Source organism: Vibrio sp. 1249-1 (assembly GCF_033340495.1).
In genome coordinates this window covers 89,802-107,470 of the sequence record NZ_JAWOWJ010000002.1, presented here as the reverse complement: position 1 = coordinate 107,470, position 17,669 = coordinate 89,802, and the positions used below count along the sequence as shown (strand labels likewise).

The window sequence follows — 17,669 nt, the reverse complement described above, 5'->3', positions numbered from 1 at the left end:
CATTGCGGGCGTTTTGTTAGATTCGAAGTTTACGATTCAAACTCTTCAATCATCTCTTGTGCTTCAGTCTTAGGCTTATCCGTTTGACCAAAACCACGCAAGCCAACCACGTGTACGTGTTCGTGATCTTTAAACACCTTACGCACCAGTTTGTAGGTCGTACCTTTCTCTGGGCTGATGTTTTCAGGCGCCGCGATAAGAAGCTGCATATCCAGACGGTCACACAATTCGAACAATGTCGCGATCGATTTCGCATCCAGACGCGCGGCTTCATCCAAGAAGAGCAGACGACAAGGCACAATGTCTTTGCTGCGTAGACGACGAGACTCTTCTTCCCAGCTTTGAACAACCATAAGAAGGATTGACTGACCGGTACCGATCGCTTCACCTGTTGATAGCGCGCCAGACTCAGCCTGTAGCCAACCATCTGTACCACGGTTCACTTCTACACTTAGCTCTAGGTAGTTACGGTAATCCAGTAGCTCTTCACCCAGAACTTGAGGTGAACGTTGACCCATATCGATGTGTGGGTTCACGCGTTGGAACAGTTTCGCCATTGCTTCAGAGAAGGTAAAGCGAGTCGATTCAAACAGGTCTTTATGCTGCTCTTGTTGTGTCGCTAGGCCGTTCAGTAGCACTTCGTGACTTTCGCGGATCTTCACGTTTAGACGTACGCCCTTCACCTGACCGAACGAAATATTCGACAGGCCTTGGTTCAGCATACGAATACGATTTTGCTCACGCTGAATCGTCTTCTTAATGATGCTCGCTACTGACTCAGAGCTGATCGCTAAGCGGTTTTCACGTTGGGTTAGCTCTTCCGTTAGACGCGCTAGCTCAACTTCCATCTCTTCGATCGCTTCAACTGGATCATCAGTACGGATGATATCCTGACGAATGCGCTCGCGAAGATGTTGGTAAACCGCGATGTAGAACAGAACTTTACGCTCTGGACGTGCATTGTCTTCTGATAGACGCAGCGCATCACGCAGGTCGTCATTGTTCGCAACCGCGAGACGCAGCGCACCCAGTGATTTATCCGACATTGAACGCAGTTCATCCGCTGACATATAAGCCAGTTCACGCTTGTGTAGACGACGCTCAACATCGTTCTCACGCGCCAGACGAAGTACTGAACACCAGCCAGCTTTCGCTGCAACCACGAACGTACGTAGCTCAACGTATTCTTTCTGAACTTTCTTCAGACGTTTCGCCAAGCCTTTCATCTCTAGTTCAGTAGAGGTGATCGTGCGCTCGTATTCGCTCTTACGACTGCGAGACGTGTGTAGACGCTCGTGCAGTTCGTCACGACGACGCATTGCACGTTCTTCCGCACCTTCGTCCGCATTAACACCAAACTCTTGAAGTTCTTGTTTGAACTCTTGAACCGTTTCCAGTTTCGCTTGGTGTGAACTCTTCAATGATGCCAATACTTGGTTGTATTGGTTCATTTGACCCTGCGATTGCTTCAACTCTTCACGAGAGCGAGTACGCATTTGTTCAGCTTGAACCAGTTTAGCTTTTAGCTGCTCACTCAGTTCGCTACTCTTGTTCAGTAGGTCTACTGAATCTGAGTAAGCGAAGTAGTGACGACGTTCAACGAGATCCGAGAGTGCAAAGATTTGCTTCTTAAGATCTTGTAGCCGCTCGTCTGCCGCTTTGTATTCTGCTTCTAGTGCATCGAATTGCTCTGGGTCAGCATCAAGCGCAGACGCAATATTCTCTAATTGCGTGACGGCTTTTGCATGGTTGTTTAAGAAGTTTTTTGCCTCTGCAAGATGAGCGATTTTCTCTTCTAGCTCATCAAAACGCGCTTGCAATGACTCATCTTCAACAAGCACCATGTGTGACGCTAGCTTGTCCAGAGAAGACAACGCTTGCTTGCTGGTTTGAAGCTGAGAACGTTGTTGTTGCTCTTTCACATCCAGATCCGCCAACACGCGAGCAATTTGGTTACGCTTATCACGAATAGTTGCCAGTGCTTGTTCTGGATCGGCGTCAAAAGCAACCTGAATGTGGTTAGACACAAATAGGTTAAACGCTTGGTACAAGCGCTGCATTTTCTGAGAATCAAACGCCGCTTTTGCGTGTTTCTCTACCACTTCTTCTCGTTCGTTACGCAGCAACTCTAGACGCTGCTCACGTGCCGCACGGCCAAACAATGGGATCTCAGGCAAGCGGGAGTAACGCATTTGGCGATCGTTCATACGAACGCAAACCGCGCCCTCTAACTCTTCTGCATCGAACGAGCTGTCATCAAAGGCATCGATGTCACCTTCAATGATGTACAAGTCTTCTGGACAGTCGTCTAGCTCTACCAGTTTCTCTTCGATGCCTGACAAGTCAGAAACAACGATAGCGTGACGAGCCGGACCGTACATCGCACTGAAGTAAGGCGCGTCATCAATCGTGATGTCATCGTAGATCTCAGACAGCAATACACCGCCCAGCGTATCTGCCAAACCTTTCAGGCGAGGGTCATTTGAACCACCAGGAGAAGCAAGACGCTCAATCTCAGCGTCTAGCTGGCTACGGCGCTCAGCAAGCTTATCTTTAGCTAAAGACAGCTCCCTTTCTTGTTCAAGGACAACTTGCATGTGGTTCATTACCGCATGGCGATCCTCAAGCTCTTCACCGCTCTGCTCTCTCAGTTTCTCTAGCGCATCGTTCGCCGCAATCCAAGCTGGTGCTATTGCTTCAAGCTTACTGATTTCTGCCGCCGCGTTTTGCTCTAGACGGCGCTGTTCACCACGCTGATCACGAACTTCTTCTTGAGCTATCTCTAGTGATTCGATTTGCGTCGCATGACGTTCACGTTCTTGTTCAAACGTAACCTCATCGGTTAGTTCAACGTGATATTGCTTTTTGTATTCAGCAACCAGTTCACGTGCTTGACGCTGCTGGTTAAGGCTGCGTTCGAGATCACGGTGTTGTGCTCGCCATTGCTGTTCGTTTTGTGCGATTTGTTGTGACTCACGCGCTTTCGCGATTGCAGTTTTCGCATGTTCAGACGCGTCTTTGCGCTCAACTTGACCAACGATGCTTTGTACCAGTTTAAGCGCGGTTTCAAACTGCTCTGCCGCTGCAGAAGACATGTCCAGCTTGTGCTTAACCGATAGCAACGCATTGGTGTTTTCTGATTCTTTGCTCTTAAGCTCAGAGACAAGCGCTTGAGCCGATTCCGCCGTTAGGCTGTCATCGCCAAGTAGCTGCTTCGCTTTCTCCAGAGCTTGAACCGCTTGTTGATATTGAAGGGCACGAGTTTGCTGAACGTCAAGAGCTTGCTGGTAATCAGCAAGTTGCGTCTTAAGGCTATCCACCTCTTCTTCTGCAACGGTAGCTTGCTCTTCAGCCATCATCACGCGTTCTTGCGCTTCTTCGACTACCATCATTTGTTCTTCAAGACGCTCGCTCAGCTCTTCAAGATCTTCTTGGTAGCGTTCGATCTTCTCTTGCTGACGCAGCGCGTTTTGCACCAGTTGCAAGTGATCAGAAGCCGCTTGGTAGTCTTGCTCTAAAGAAGATTCTGACTCGATCAGCAGTTCCAGCTCTTCTTGAACGCGGTTAAGCAGATTGTTTTGCTCAATCAAGGTCTCGCGAGAACCAAATAACTCTGAACGCAAAGACAATGTCTGTTCTAGTTTTTTACGGCGCTCGTTGGCATGGCGCATATAGTCCGCGGCCACGTAGTTGGTCGACTCTGTAATCAAGTGTTTGAACAAGTCACGATCTGCTTGCGTGGTTTTGATCGCTTCTAGCGTCATGCGGTTTTCACGCAGTGCCGATTCCATATCTTGGAACGCTTTCTTCACGCCGCCGTTTTGTGGCAGAAGGTAGTCACGAAGCGAGCGCGTGATTGCACTTGAGATACCACCGTAAAGCGATGCTTCGATCAGGCGGTAGAATTTAGAACGGTCACCAGAGTTACGCAGTTTCTTCGGAATCACACCGAATTCGAACATCTGCGAGTGGTAATCCACGATAGAAGAGAAGGCTTTAAATTGAACGCCTTCAAATTCTGCGATCGATTCTTTTACTTCATTGATTTGACGTACACGAGCTTGAGTCGCAGATACGCTTTCAATCAAGATATCCGTTGGTTTCACATGGCTTGGAAGACCTTGGATAACAAACGGTTTGATGTCTACTTTCTTATCACGACCCGCTACTTGCTGCAGTTTTACTGCAAACAATAGGCGTTGGTTACGTGAGTTCACCACATCTAGCGCCGCATAACATGCGCCCGGCTGTAACTTACCGTACAGACCTTTGTCGCGAGACGATTGGCTGCTGCCTGCTTCTGTGGTGTTACGGAAGTGCAGTAGCGTTTGGTCAGGAATCAATGCGGTGATGAACGCCGCCATTGTGGTTGATTTACCGGCACCGTTACCACCTGATAGCGTGGTGACCAGACCATCGATGTCAAACGTACGGGCAAAGAAGCCGTTCCAGTTGACCATGGTCAGCGATTGGTATTTACCGCGTTCAATCATGCTCATGCTTCACCCTCTTCTGTTGTTTCTTCTTGGGCTTGGTCGTCTTGATCTTCTTCAGACAATAGGCTGCCTTGGCTTGGCTCTTTGGTGTGCACTACCGCTTCACCATCGCGGATCAGACGCAGTTGCGCTTCACGCATATCATCGCCAATACGTACATCGGCACCAAAACGGAATACTGCTTCACTGATGCTGAATTTACCGGTTTCACCGATATTGATGATCATGCCTAGGCGACGCAGACGACGAAGTGACGTACGTACTTTTTCAAACAGCTTCTCTTTATCAAGGTCAGAACCAGTCGCACGGTTCGTCACTAGCTTCATCAGCTTGTTTTCATCTGCTAGAGCAAGCAGTTCGTCGTACAGCTCTTGGTTAGTGAAGATGCCTTCGTGCGCAAGACGCTCTGGGCTTAGGTAAAGGAAACACAGTACCTTGCCCACCAACATGTCCAGTTCAGAAAGAACACTACGGCCAATCAGAGACGTTGAACGTGGACGAAGGTAGAAGAAACCTTCTGGCGCTTTCACCAATTCGGTGTTGTAGCGTTGGTAGAAAGAAGAAAGCTCAAGTTCGAAATCCGACAACAACGCGTGGTTGTCTAGATCTTCACTTGAGATATGACGCCCTGCTCGAAGCATGCTGTCTAGCGCTGGGAACAGAGGGTTAGAAATTGCTTTTGCCAGATTCTCTGACATGTATTCATTAGTATCGGTCGATGACATTCGCTTGTACCTTTGCCCCAAATTCGTTGATTGCTTTCCAGTCTGGCTGAGCAGCTTGGTAGTCGGATTCTGAGTAACCCAGACGTACTGCCTGATCAACGACAATGCGAGCTAAATCAAAGTGATGAGTGTATGGGTGTTGTGCAAGGTAATCTCGCAGTACCACGCTCAAGTCGATTGGCGTGCCTTGATCTTTATGCGCTTTCAGCATGTCACCAATTCGCTCAGCCAACTCATCATTGACTTGTTGAAACTCTTCGTATTCTACTTCCATCGGAACTTGACCCGTTACCTCGTCGTCACGCAGTACTAGGGCTTCATCACGAAGGTCAGAAAGCCTTTCCGCATCTGCATAAGTCAGATACCAAGGCGCATCGAAGTAATCTTTGACGGATTGACGCAGACGCGAACTAAACGCACGGTTCTTATCCATATCAATGGCAGTACGGATAAACTTGTGTACGTGTCGGTCGTAACCAATCCAAAGGTCAATCGCTTGCTGGCCCCAGCTTGTGATTCGGTCCAACTTCATTTGCAGACCAAATAAGGCTTCTTCGATGAACTCAAGCTCTGGATCGCCGTAAACAATTTCTTGAATATCTAGGATCTGAGTTTGCAGTTCATCACTGGCGGCTTGCAGCGTATCTTGAAGTTCACGCAACGTGCTCGATGTTTCTGACAGTAGCGCTTCACAGTTGTTGATCGCTTCACGCCAGTCTTTGTTAAGCAGATCAGCAATCTGTTGTTTTACAGACTGTTGCTGCTCATCCATCACACGTTGGTTAAGGTCGATTTGATCGAAGATCTCGCCTACAGAATATTTCAAAATCCCGTAAACGTTTTTCTTCCAGTGGCCCGGAGTGCCACCCTTTTGTGCCGCTTCAATCGCTTTTGCCATTTCATCCGCTACCATCGACAGCTGGATAGAAAGACGCAGTTTTGAGAACTCGCGATGACGCACGTAGTAGTCGGTAATTCCTATCGCTAATGGCGACAAGCGGTAAATGCTCGCTCCGTCAGTAATCTCACTGACAAAACGGCTCATAAGACGCTGCTTAACCATCTCGTTGATGGCATTGTTCGCACGGAAAGCCGAAGCTTCGCCGGTCTCATCAAAAAGTCGAGTGACGATGGCAAATGCGTCGTGCAATTCACCTTCACCCAATTCTTCATCGAACCTTTCATTACTTAGTACAGCGATGGCAATCAAAAATGCCAATCGCTCAGTGGTCAGGTTCAACGAGAAATCGTGCTGCTTAACCCAGCCAACCAACTCATCGATTGGTTGCTCTGCAGCATTGAGAGTCATCTCACTCATCGTTATTCCTGTTTATCGTTCTTCTTAGCCCACACGTGTATGTAGCGGCCTAATGAGAGGTATGGCTCTTGTCGACAAAGTTGTTTTTCTAGCGCCAACACATCTTCAAACTCGTAATCGCCCATGTATTGCATATTACCTATGTAATCACTGAAGGAACGAATACCAGATTTGCCACAAATACTAAAACCAGAATCTTCTATCCATTGATAGACCTCTTCGGGTTTTAGGCCTTTCTGTGGCTGTAGTTTAAATCTTTTCCGGTGAGGCATGCCGTCTAAAATATGAGGAATGTTGCCACAAACCACATTTTTATAGACTAAGCCGTGGTGGTTATAGAACATAACCGAAGCAATGCCCCCCGGCTTGACCTGTTCCAAAACGGTCTCGAGTGCGGTTTTCGGGTCGACCAACCACTCCATGACGGCATGAAACATGACAAGGTCCACCTGTGTTTCCATATGGTCACCAATGGATTGGACAGGTGAATGAATCAGGCGATACTGCTCAAGCAAACCGTTTTTTTCAATATCCTGCTTTGCTAGTTGCAGCATTTCCGAAGATAGATCACATAAAGCGACATGATGTCCGAGCTTAGCAAGCTTTTGCGACAATTGTGCTAACCCACCCCCCGCATCAAGGACTTGCAGGGCTTGATGGTCGGCGTCTAATTCACTTAGAATCTGTAGAAAATCTTCCCACACAATGATTTGGCGGATCTCCCCTTTATCGGAGCCGTAAATATTTTTTGCAAATTTGTGGGCGATATCGTCGAAATTGCGGTCTTCTGTCACTTCTGCTGAGTTATCATAACGGATTGTGCCGCTATTCTGTCACAAGGAAAGCAGGAATAAAGAGGGTTATCCTCATTTTTATTATCAATTGATGTTTTTTCGGACTATTTATGTATGTTTGAGCTGAAAAAAGTTATGTCAGCCTTGTTAATGCCCCTTCCGGCATTGCTAATCATAGGCTTGTTAGGTCTTGCTCTCATTAGTTTTACCACCAAACGTAAAACTGGCTGCTTTGTTGTTCTATTCTCTTTTGTCGGCATTTTTCTTGTTGCCTTCCAACCTGTTTCAACCAAGCTTCTTATGCCGTTAGAGCGAGAGCATAAAGCCTTTTTGCCAGTTTCTGGCACCATCGACTACGTGATGGTTTTAGGGAATGGTCATGTTATCGATGACGAAATTCCACCCACCTCGCAGTTAAGCCGTGCAGCATTAATGCGCTTAACTGAGGGCATTCGTATTTTAAGAATGTATCCAGGCGCGAAATTAATCTTATCCGGCTATGCTGGCGGATCTGAAATTAGCCACGCGCGAATGATGGCGAACGTTGCCCTTGCGTTGGGAGTCGCGAAATCCGATATCATTTTATTAGAAGATGCGAAAGATACGTGGGAAGAGGCGCGTCAAGCGGCTGCATTCGTTCAACAAAAGGAGATTGTGTTAGTCACTTCTGCGAGTCACATGAGCCGTGCATTGTATGAGTTCAACGCGGCAGGCATTAAACCAATCCCAGCCCCGACCAACTTCTTAGCTATTAGCGAAATCAGTCAACCTTGGGATAAATACTCACCTAAAGCGCGTTACTTAGAACAAACAGAGCTTTATTGGCATGAGTACTTGGGCAGTATTTGGCAAAGGTTGCGTGATACTGTCGGACAAACACCAATGGTTGAAGCAAACTAGTATTATCTTGAAGCCACAAAAAAGGAGAGCCGAAGCTCTCCTTTTTCTTTTTACGATTGAGTTATGCTCAAACTAGTCACCAGCAAACATATAGCCTTCGCCGTGTACCGTTACAAAAATCTGTGGGTTCTTAGGATCGAACTCCATTTTTGCGCGCATACGTCGAATAAGAACATCAATGGTGCGGTCATTCGGCGCATCCACTCGATGGCTGATCATGTTCAAAATACGCTCACGACTTAACACCTGGTTAGGATAAGACGATAATGCCACCAAAAGTTCATACTCTGCTTTAGTTAGTTTTACTGGCTCACCGTTGCGGCTAAGTGCGCGACGTTGAATGTCGAATGTCCACTCCCCAAAGCGCACAATGTGCTCTTCACTGATTTCATTCGCTTTCGAGCTGCCACTGCGCGCTGCTGAAATACGCCACAGCAAGTTTTTAACGCGAACTAACAGCTCTCTCAGTTCAAAAGGTTTTGTCACATAATCGTCAGCACCCATTTCTAGGCCTACGATTTTATCAATGCTATCCGTGCGTCCTGTTACTAATATGATACCAATATCCGATTGGCTACGTAACTCACGAGTAAGCATCAGGCCGTCTTCACCAGGCAGGTTAATATCCAGCATGATCAGGTCTACATCGCCCGCTTGCAAAACTTCACGCATTTCTGCGCCACTCTCTGCTTCGCTGACTTGGTAGCCCTCATTTTGGAAATATCCCGCAAGCTTACTACGAGTTACAACATCATCTTCTACGACTAATACGTGATAGCTCATTTACACCACTTTTCTGTCTTCTTATTATCCAAGACGTATTCTATTCATAACTAGTAACATTTCTAGTCATAGATACATTAAAACGCAAGATTTAGCGTTTTTATTGATTCAAAACAAGCTTGCCCATTGCTATTAATAAACGGTCATTTTTGACCATAAAACATAACAATTATAGTTACTGCTATTCATTTTAATTGATTACACTTAGGGGATATCCCTAATTGACTTTGTGATGCATGACTTGAAGCATCATTCAGGAGCCCAAAATGCAAGAAGTGAAAGCTTTTAATGAAAAACGCGCTGAAATTTACTGGTGGTTTTCGAGCTTGTTCGCAAAAGAACTAACAGAGAAAGAATTGGAAGCCTATCACAGTGTTGAAATTCGCAGTTTTCTCGCAGGTTTAGGTGAAAATGAGTCGCTGAAACCAGCTGTTGATAGCCTAGTTGATGCATTGAATCGGTTACAAGATCGTGAAGATGCACAACTAGAGCTTGCAGCTGACTTTTGTGAACTGTTTTTGAAGACAGAAAAATACGGCGCTCTTCCTTACGCATCCATGTACATTGGTGAATCAGGTTTACTGAATGACAAGCCAGCTGAGGAAATGGAAAAGTTGATGGCTGAATTTGGCGTTCAAGTAGACGAAAACCTAAAGGAACCTGCGGATCACTTAGCCGTTGAGCTCGACTTTCTCGGGAACATGATTATCCGCTCAAACGAGCTTGAACAAGAAAAACACATGGAAGAAGCCTTCGTTAAACAAAACGACTTTATCCAGCAACAATTGATGTCTTGGTTACCTCAGTTTTCAGACAAATGTAAAAAATTCGACGAATTTGGATTTTACTCGAGTGTCGCGAAACTATTAGTTGCATTTTGTAAACTAGACAGCGCCTACCTTCTTGGTGAATAATTGCCGCCTATTTTTAGGGAGCCTGCCTATCGGGCTTCCTGTATGCCTGAAAGTGACCAATTGTAAGTAACTTGGGTATAATATTCGTTTGCCTTAACTTAGCGCAAAGACGCTTGGTTATTTAGCAGTCAAAATGTGACTTCAAATACACAAATCTCTTGCTGAAAACATTGCTAGTCAGTCCACATAGGGCTAAAATGTGAGCGCAAACGATTAAATATGATTTATATGTAAACCGCTGAAATATAGCGGTTTTTGTGTTTTCTTAACAGGTTGATGGCAATTTCTCATCAGATAGAAAAAAAGATAAAATTCATCGACCGATGCTGCTACGTACCCTTTTGTCGCACTTGGATCAACCGCTGCCGAGACACTTAGCGCCAATTTTATATTGCTAGGTGTGAAACCATTAGAGCATCAGGTACATCCAATACGACATATTTCAGTAGCTCGATACAGGACACCATTTATGGCCACGATAAAAGACGTTGCTCGCTTAGCCGGCGTTTCCACTACGACAGTTTCGCACGTTATCAATAAAACGCGTTTCGTTGCAGAAGCAACGCAAGAAAAAGTAATGAAAGCCGTTGACGAGCTGAATTACGCGCCAAGTGCCGTTGCACGCAGCCTAAAATGCAACTCAACTCGTACGATTGGCATGTTAGTAACTCAATCAACTAACCTATTTTTCTCAGAAGTGATTGATGGCGTTGAGAGCTACTGTTACCGCCAAGGCTATACTCTGATTTTATGTAACACAGGCGGGATTTACGAAAAACAACGCGATTACATTCGTATGCTGGCTGAAAAGCGCGTTGATGGCATCCTAGTGATGTGTTCTGACTTAACCGAAGAACTAAAAGAGATGCTTGACCGTCATGCGGACATTCCTAAAGTGGTCATGGATTGGGGCCCAGAGAGCTCACAAGCAGACAAGATCATGGATAACTCAGAAGAAGGTGGCTACATTGCAACCAAACATCTGATTGATAATGGTCATACGGATATCGCTTGTCTAAGCGGTCATTTTGAAAAGCTTGCTTGCCAAGAGCGCATTGCAGGTTTCCGTCGCGCAATGAGCGAAGCGAACCTAGCTGTAAATGAAGACTGGATCCTTGAAGGTAACTTTGAATGTGATACGGCCGTATTAGTTGCAGATAAAATTACCGCAATGGACAAGCGCCCGACGGCGGTATTCTGTTTTAACGACACAATGGCTCTAGGCCTAATGAGCCGCTTGCAACAAAACGGGATCAAAATTCCTGAAGATATTTCAGTGATCGGCTACGACAACATCGAGCTTGCGGAATACTTCTCTCCACCGCTAACGACTATCCACCAACCTAAACGTCGTGTTGGTAAAAATGCATTCGAAATTCTACTTGAGCGTATCAAAGATAAAGAACACGAAAAACGAATTTTCGAGATGCAACCTGAGCTTGTAATTCGAAATACTGTGAAAAAAATGAACTAAATTTCACTGTATTTAACCGTGTTAAATAAGCGCTCTACAGGGGCGCTTATTTTTTTGGAAAAATTAAGCATTCTCTAATACTTCACACCACTCTAATAACAATTGACTAACGTTAACTCCCTGTTTTATATAAATGTAATATATATTAAGAACTCCTTTTCAAAGGCCAATTTGCACCTTTCCATATGCAAAATAGAGCATTCAATCTATCATTTTTATTGAACCGAAATCACACTTTTAACGCTAAACCGTGATGTTAATTCAATATAAGAAGTATGCTCATTGTGTCACGCACAGGGCAAACCATTCGAAAGAGTGGGACGCAAAGCCTCCGGCCTGAACCATATTACGATATGGAAGGTAGCGGGGTTACCGATGGCAAGTGTGTAAGCAATGACTTTACTCTGTAATGACATTGTTTTTACGCATGTTTGCTACTCTCTCGGACCTGACTTTTGGTGGCGTAATATTAATTACACCGAGATAACAAAACATGGATAAACCGATACTCAAAGACTCTATGAAGCTATTTGAGGCACTTGGTAATATCAAGTCGCGCTCAATGTTTGGTGGCTTCGGACTATTCGCTGATGAAACAATGTTTGCACTAGTGGTAAACAATCAGCTTCATATCAGAGCAGACCAAAAAACTTCATCTGACTTCGAGAAACAAGGGCTAAAGCCTTACGTTTATAAAAAACGTGGCTTTCCAGTCGTTACAAAGTACTACGCTATTTCCAGCGATTTATGGGAATCAAGCGAACGCTTAATCGAAGTAGCGAATCAATCATTGAAAAAGGCAAAGCTTGAGAAAGAACAGCAAGCAAGTACAAAGCCTAACCGTTTGAAAGATTTGCCTAACTTACGACTGGCTACCGAGCGCATGCTAAAAAAAGCCGGCATCGAATCCGTAGAGAAGCTTGAAGAGGAAGGTGCGCTTAACGCCTATAAAGCGATAAGAGATACGCACTCTGCAACCGTCAACATTGAGTTGCTATGGGCACTAGAAGGTGCTATCAACGGCACTCATTGGAGTGTGGTACCTCAAGCTCGCCGAGATGAGTTGATGAACGGCCTCCAATAAAAGTCGGCCTAAAAACTATCTTGTAAAACCGCAGTCTAATCTGCGGTTTTTTTGTGAAATTTTTTCGGTTTTCCTACTGTCTTATTACATATATCCCAAATTGGAATCAAAATTATGAATAAGAAACTGATTTTAGGTCTCATCCTACTAGCGGCTATCGTCTTTTTAGGTATTAACTTTGGCCAGTATTTAACCTTAGAGAATGCAAAAGCCCAACAAGAAGCACTAACTACATACATCGATCAGAATTTTGTATTCTCGGCTGCGATTTACTTTTTTACCTACATTGCAATTACCGCTTTTTCTATCCCAGGAGCGGCAGTAGTCACCTTACTTGGTGCAGCCTTATTTGGTTTTTGGACAAGCTTGCTACTGGTTTCTTTCGCTAGCACTATGGGGGCAACACTGGCCTTCTTGAGCAGCCGATACTTATTGCGTGACTGGGTACAAAACAAATTCGGAAATAAACTCAACGCAATTAATCAAGGTGTCGAAAAAGACGGAGCTTTTTATCTATTTTCCTTGCGTCTAATCCCTGTATTCCCTTTCTTTCTAATCAACTTAATGATGGGCTTAACGCCGATGTCTGTAGGTAGATTTTATCTCACTAGCCAAATAGGTATGCTGCCAGGCACAGCCGTATATCTGAATGCAGGTACTCAATTAGCAACAATTGAAAGCCTATCGGGCATTGTTTCACCCGCAGTATTAGCGTCTTTTGCGCTATTGGGACTATTTCCAATCATCACTAAATGGGTTATGAATAAAGTAAGGCCGACACCAAGTCAGCAAAACTCGTAATTGGTGAAGTGGGTATTTTGATGAAAATATTTATCGCTAAAAACCCAGCAGAAGCACACATTGTATGTGAGCTGCTTAAAGTGGAACAAATTTACTGTGAAGTTCGTGGAGAAGGTATTTTCGGCTTAAAAGGAGAACTGCCGTTTGGTGATGATACCGATCCTTATGTGTGGCTTTTTGACACTGCACAAAAGATGAAAGCTGAAGAAATAGTAAAAGCATATCGAAAACAATCCGATAGGCATGAGTATCAAGATTGGCAATGCCCAAAATGTCATGAAATAAACGAAGGGCAATTTGGTGCATGTTGGCAATGTGGATATCAACTAGGAGAGCTATAGCGGCTCTCCTATTCAGTGGATGCACTCAGTTTTAAGCACATACAGCTTGCTGTTTAATAAACTCGATGGAGTGTTGATTGAAGTCTTCTGGACGCTCTACATTGCATACATGACCACAATTCGGGATTTCTCGTAGAATGCTGAGCTTATGTGCTGCAACCATTTCTTTGACAGGTTTAATAAACATGTAATCCCTGTCGCCCATTAAGTAAAGAGTCGGAATGGGTAACTCTCGATCTTTAAAATATTTCATTAACGGATTTACATCAGCGGCGAGAATAAACCAACGTTTAAATTCTTTTTGGCAAAGCTTCTTGGCTTCGCGAATAAAAAGGTGGCGAGATTCTCGTTGGCTTCTTTGAGGCATAACAATATAAGCGAACAGTTTGTAGAGCCACATGTACGGTAGGATATGCTTACAAAAATTACCTAATTTCACCAATATCTGAGAGCGAGTGTTAAGCCTTGTGACAGCACCGCCGAGCACCATCGAACGTACGCGCTCTGATGACAATTCAGCAAGGTTTCGAACAATAATAGTACCAAGCGACATACCGACAAAATGAGCGGATTGGATCTTTAAATGGTCCAATACTTTCAAAATATCTTGGGTAACTTCCGTAAAGGTATAACGGCTAGCAATGAGCTCTTTAAGTAACTGATTTGACTTTCCATGACCTCTTAAATCGATCAGCAATAAGTTAAAGTGTTGCTTGTAAGCTTTAATTTGCTTGAACCAGATAGAAGAGCTACCACCAGCACCGTGCACAAATACAACCCACTCATTACTAGTAGGGTGCAAATAGGTTTTATGAAAAAGTAGCGGCTGGGTCATATTGAGTATCAAAAAGATCGTGCTATTGAGTAAAAAGCCATCCTACCACACTCCCCTTACTCAAGATAATAAAGGCACCTCATTCGGTGCCTTTCGTTACAATTTTAAGTCAAACTAACGCTGAGTGGTAAAGCTGCAAATAAGATTCTGCGGCCTTTTGCCAACAAAAGTCTCGTTGCATCGCGTGCAACTGTACTTTATTCACTTCAGGCTCGTTTTGAGCGTAGAGCAACAGTGCCCTTAGCATCGTTAACAACAATGCCTGCGGTGTCGGTTCGAAAAAAACAAACCCCGTTGCTTCAGATGGGTTTACATCATAATCGCTAACGCTGTCCTTTAAGCCACCAACACCGCGTACTATCGGTAATGTCCCATAAGCCATACTATAGATTTGGTTTAAGCCACATGGTTCAAACTCAGAAGGCATCAAGAAGAAATCAGAACCAGCTTCAACGATATGCGCAAGTTCATTGTCATACGCTTCTACAAAGGCAAATTTGCTAGAAAACTGCGCGGCAACCTCTCGTAACTGAGCGGCAAGAACAGGGTCTCCGGTCCCAACGACAACTAGCTGAACATCGTGCTTTAAAAAATCGGCCAAAGCAGGCAACAAGTAATGAACGCCTTTCTGCTGGGTCAACCGACAAACCATACCGAACATAGCTACATTTTTTTCGGGCAAATTTAGTCGTTGTTGTAATGCTTTTTTACAAGCTTTCTTCCCTTGCGACATACTTTGCTGGTCGGCGCAGTAATTAACCGGCAAGTAGGTATCAGTTTCCGGATTCCAAGCACTGTAATCACAACCATTCAAGATGCCGACTAAGTCCTGCGCGCGTTGCTGAAACTCCCAAGCCATGCCGTGACTGCCAAGCTCTGTTTTTAGTTCCTCTGCGTACGTAGGGCTAACCGCGTTTATCTTATCTGCATTCATTACACCAGCTTTAAGCATCGTAATATGCGTTGCACTCACCGCAGCATCGGGAACGTTTCTACAATGAAACTCTGGCAAACACTGCACGTCTTCATAACTAAATACGCCTTTAAAGACCGCATTGTGAATTGAAATGACGCTTTTAGTATGAGCAAAAAACGGATCATTGCCATACCTGTGCTTGAGCAAAAATGGAACAAGACCTGTGTGCCAATCGTTCGCGTGTATGATATTAGGTTGAAAGGCGAGCTTGGGTAACATATCGAGACATGCTGCACTAAAAAACGCAAAGCGCTCGCCGTTATCAGTATACGCTTGGTTGTTCTCCGCATACATTGATGGTCGATTGAAATACGGCGGACAATCAATCAGGTAAACAGGATTTTGACCTAACATGAGCCGCAAAACTCGATACTCCGTATGCGGCCATGATGTTAATTCTGTTTCTAATACAACTTCTGCGTCTGCGAGTTTATCAATACTGCTGTACGCAGGGATGGTAATTCTTACGTCTTGCTGTAGGTTTTGAAGGGCTTCCGGTAGTGCCTTGGCAACATCTGCCAAGCCACCACTTTTAATGAGGCCTTCAACCTCAGAAGCTACAAACAGAATAGATAAGTTGTTAGTAGCCAACTCGAGCTCCTTTCGGAATAACAACAATGCCCTCCTCAGACACGTGGAAGTGTTTTTTATCTTCTTGAAGATTCACACCAATCTGAGTACCAGGAGCAATATCGGCATCCTTGTCGACAATCACACGACGTAAAACACATCCTTCGCCAATTTTTACGTCACCAAGAAGTATACATTCGCTGATATCGCAAGCAGAAGCAATATTACTGCGAAAACCAAGCACCGACTTTTCGATTCTTGAGCCTCTAACATAGCTGCCATTACACACTAAACTATCGATTATCTGCACACGACCATTATCAGAGTCGGTAAATGTCGCAGGTGGCAATGGTGGGTAGTAGGTATGCAATGGCCATTTACGGTTGTACAGCGAAAATGGTGCATCTTTTTCTAGCAGATCCATATGCGCTTGCCAGTACGCATCAATAGTTCCGACATCACGCCAGTACACCTCTTCTTTTTCGCCACTGATTTTGTTGGTACTGAAGTCATACACGAACACATCACCTCTAGGGAACATCTTTGGAATGATGTCCTTTCCAAAATCATGTGATGAAGCTTCATTATCCGCATCTTCGACCAACTCTGAGAACAGTACCTGAGCTTCAAAAACATAGTTACCCATTGAAACTAAAGCGTAATCAGGGTCACCAGGAATCGACTTCGGATTTGCTGGTTTTTCTTCAAAGCCAATCATACGGCCTTCGCTATCCACTTCGATAACCCCAAATTGCGACGCCTCTTTTAGTGGCATGCGCAATGCAGATACCGTCAGAGAAGCCTGTTTTTCTGAGTGGAAGTTCAGCATTTGTTTGATATCCATCTTATAGATATGGTCAGAGCCAAAAATACAAACTTGCTCTGGTTCCTCTAACTCCATAAAACGCAGGTTTTGATAGATCGCGTCCGCCGTCCCTTCGTACCAACGTTTACCAGTACGCATTTGAGCGGGAATAGGATCGATAAAGCGGTCTGTAATGCCGTTGATGTTCCACCCCTTTTTTAAGTGATGGAATAAAGATTGAGATTTAAATTGGGTTAGGACGTAAATGCGCATCAGATCCGCATTAACAAAATTGTTTAGAGCAAAATCGATCAATCGATAACTACCACCAAACGGTACCGAAGGTTTACTGCGAGATTCCGTTAAAGGTCTCAAACGAGAGCCTTCACCGCCAGCAAGAATCATTCCCAAAACACCAGCCATTTGTTGTTCTCCATATCGTTATAGCTTGGATTTGGTACTCGCTTGAATGAGTCATACTCGGGGAGTCAAGCGAATACATTTAGCAACCGTCTCTGAGTTTCTGTGAACTCTTACAACACGGATAAAAAAGCTACGGCACTTCCAGTATGCAACGTCCACTCTTTCCTTATTTTTTGACGCAAACAATGCACACAGTTGCACTAATTTTTGTAATAAATTATCTAAGCGGGTTCTAAATTACAATTTTTAATACGCCATTCTGTGTACCATACAGCTCTTGCGTACTCAAGACGATATCTAGATCACACATGGAAAAGCAAACGATTACATTGTGAAAACAATTTACGAACGGATTCACTACACCGCCGATTTTTTAGCCCAATGTATAACAAATATGTGAATGCAAAATGAAAGTTACAACGAATATTTT

Annotated in this window: 14 protein-coding genes and 1 riboswitch; of the genes, 6 read left to right on the top strand and 8 right to left on the bottom strand. The window is 44.5% G+C overall.

Annotated features, from left to right (window positions below):
• Positions 1 to 29 precede the first annotated feature (29 nt).
• Genes mukB through cmoM form a run of 4 tightly spaced genes read right to left on the bottom strand, consistent with a single transcriptional unit; the run spans position 30 to position 7,333 of the window.
• Positions 30 to 4,493, bottom strand: coding sequence for a chromosome partition protein MukB (gene mukB / locus R7Z50_RS03965; RefSeq protein WP_318148959.1), 4,464 nt, complete (start codon positions 4,491 to 4,493; stop codon positions 30 to 32).
• A gap of 2 nt (positions 4,494 to 4,495) precedes the next feature.
• Positions 4,496 to 5,221 carry a chromosome partition protein MukE gene (mukE, locus tag R7Z50_RS03960; protein WP_005378379.1) on the bottom strand — a complete coding sequence of 242 codons (726 nt, stop codon included), beginning with the start codon at positions 5,219 to 5,221 and terminating at the stop codon, positions 4,496 to 4,498.
• The gene (mukF, locus tag R7Z50_RS03955) at positions 5,202 to 6,539 is read right to left on the bottom strand and encodes a chromosome partition protein MukF (protein ID WP_318148888.1); all 1,338 of its coding nucleotides are present in this window, start codon (positions 6,537 to 6,539) and stop codon (positions 5,202 to 5,204) included. Before mukF ends, mukE begins: the two co-directional genes overlap by 20 nt.
• 2 nt (positions 6,540 to 6,541) lie before the next feature.
• Complete coding sequence (gene cmoM, locus R7Z50_RS03950; RefSeq protein ID WP_005441671.1) at positions 6,542 to 7,333, bottom strand: tRNA uridine 5-oxyacetic acid(34) methyltransferase CmoM; 792 nt, start codon at positions 7,331 to 7,333, stop codon at positions 6,542 to 6,544.
• A gap of 114 nt (positions 7,334 to 7,447) precedes the next feature.
• Between cmoM and elyC the strand changes: the two genes are divergently transcribed.
• Complete coding sequence (gene elyC, locus R7Z50_RS03945) at positions 7,448 to 8,233, top strand: envelope biogenesis factor ElyC (protein ID WP_318148887.1); 786 nt, start codon at positions 7,448 to 7,450, stop codon at positions 8,231 to 8,233.
• A 72-nt stretch (positions 8,234 to 8,305) separates the two neighbouring features.
• Here the strand turns inward: elyC and torR are convergent, their stop codons facing one another.
• On the bottom strand, positions 8,306 to 9,016 hold the full coding sequence (torR, locus tag R7Z50_RS03940; RefSeq protein WP_213868326.1) for a two-component system response regulator TorR: 711 nt from the start codon (positions 9,014 to 9,016) through the stop codon (positions 8,306 to 8,308).
• A gap of 266 nt (positions 9,017 to 9,282) precedes the next feature.
• Between torR and torD the strand changes: the two genes are divergently transcribed.
• From torD to R7Z50_RS03915, 5 genes are all read left to right on the top strand, one after another.
• Positions 9,283 to 9,930 (top strand): molecular chaperone TorD, encoded by a 648-nt coding sequence (gene torD / locus R7Z50_RS03935; protein ID WP_005378369.1) that lies wholly within the window; start codon positions 9,283 to 9,285, stop codon positions 9,928 to 9,930.
• A gap of 469 nt (positions 9,931 to 10,399) precedes the next feature.
• Positions 10,400 to 11,404 carry an HTH-type transcriptional repressor PurR gene (gene purR / locus R7Z50_RS03930; RefSeq protein WP_005378368.1) on the top strand — a complete coding sequence of 335 codons (1,005 nt, stop codon included), beginning with the start codon at positions 10,400 to 10,402 and terminating at the stop codon, positions 11,402 to 11,404.
• A 287-nt stretch (positions 11,405 to 11,691) separates the two neighbouring features.
• A riboswitch (cyclic di-GMP riboswitch) is annotated at positions 11,692 to 11,781 on the top strand.
• A gap of 116 nt (positions 11,782 to 11,897) precedes the next feature.
• Positions 11,898 to 12,488: a TfoX/Sxy family DNA transformation protein gene (locus tag R7Z50_RS03925; protein WP_005378367.1), complete on the top strand. Its 591-nt coding sequence runs from the start codon at positions 11,898 to 11,900 to the stop codon at positions 12,486 to 12,488.
• Between the two features lie 114 nt (positions 12,489 to 12,602).
• On the top strand, positions 12,603 to 13,289 hold the full coding sequence (locus R7Z50_RS03920) for a TVP38/TMEM64 family protein (protein ID WP_318148886.1): 687 nt from the start codon (positions 12,603 to 12,605) through the stop codon (positions 13,287 to 13,289).
• A 20-nt stretch (positions 13,290 to 13,309) separates the two neighbouring features.
• Complete coding sequence (locus R7Z50_RS03915; RefSeq protein ID WP_017820033.1) at positions 13,310 to 13,630, top strand: DUF2007 domain-containing protein; 321 nt, start codon at positions 13,310 to 13,312, stop codon at positions 13,628 to 13,630.
• Positions 13,631 to 13,661: 31 nt separating this feature from the next.
• On the opposite strand, the gene R7Z50_RS03910 is transcribed toward R7Z50_RS03915, so the two are convergent.
• The 3 genes from R7Z50_RS03910 to glgC form a co-directional block, all read right to left on the bottom strand.
• Positions 13,662 to 14,465: an alpha/beta fold hydrolase gene (locus tag R7Z50_RS03910; protein WP_017820032.1), complete on the bottom strand. Its 804-nt coding sequence runs from the start codon at positions 14,463 to 14,465 to the stop codon at positions 13,662 to 13,664.
• Positions 14,466 to 14,574: 109 nt separating this feature from the next.
• On the bottom strand, positions 14,575 to 16,032 hold the full coding sequence (glgA, locus tag R7Z50_RS03905; RefSeq protein ID WP_017634725.1) for a glycogen synthase GlgA: 1,458 nt from the start codon (positions 16,030 to 16,032) through the stop codon (positions 14,575 to 14,577).
• Entirely contained in the window at positions 16,022 to 17,239 is a 1,218-nt protein-coding gene (glgC, locus tag R7Z50_RS03900; protein ID WP_017634726.1) for a glucose-1-phosphate adenylyltransferase, read from the bottom strand. The genes glgA and glgC overlap by 11 nt, the downstream gene beginning before the upstream one ends.
• Between the last annotated feature and the right edge of the window lie 430 nt (positions 17,240 to 17,669).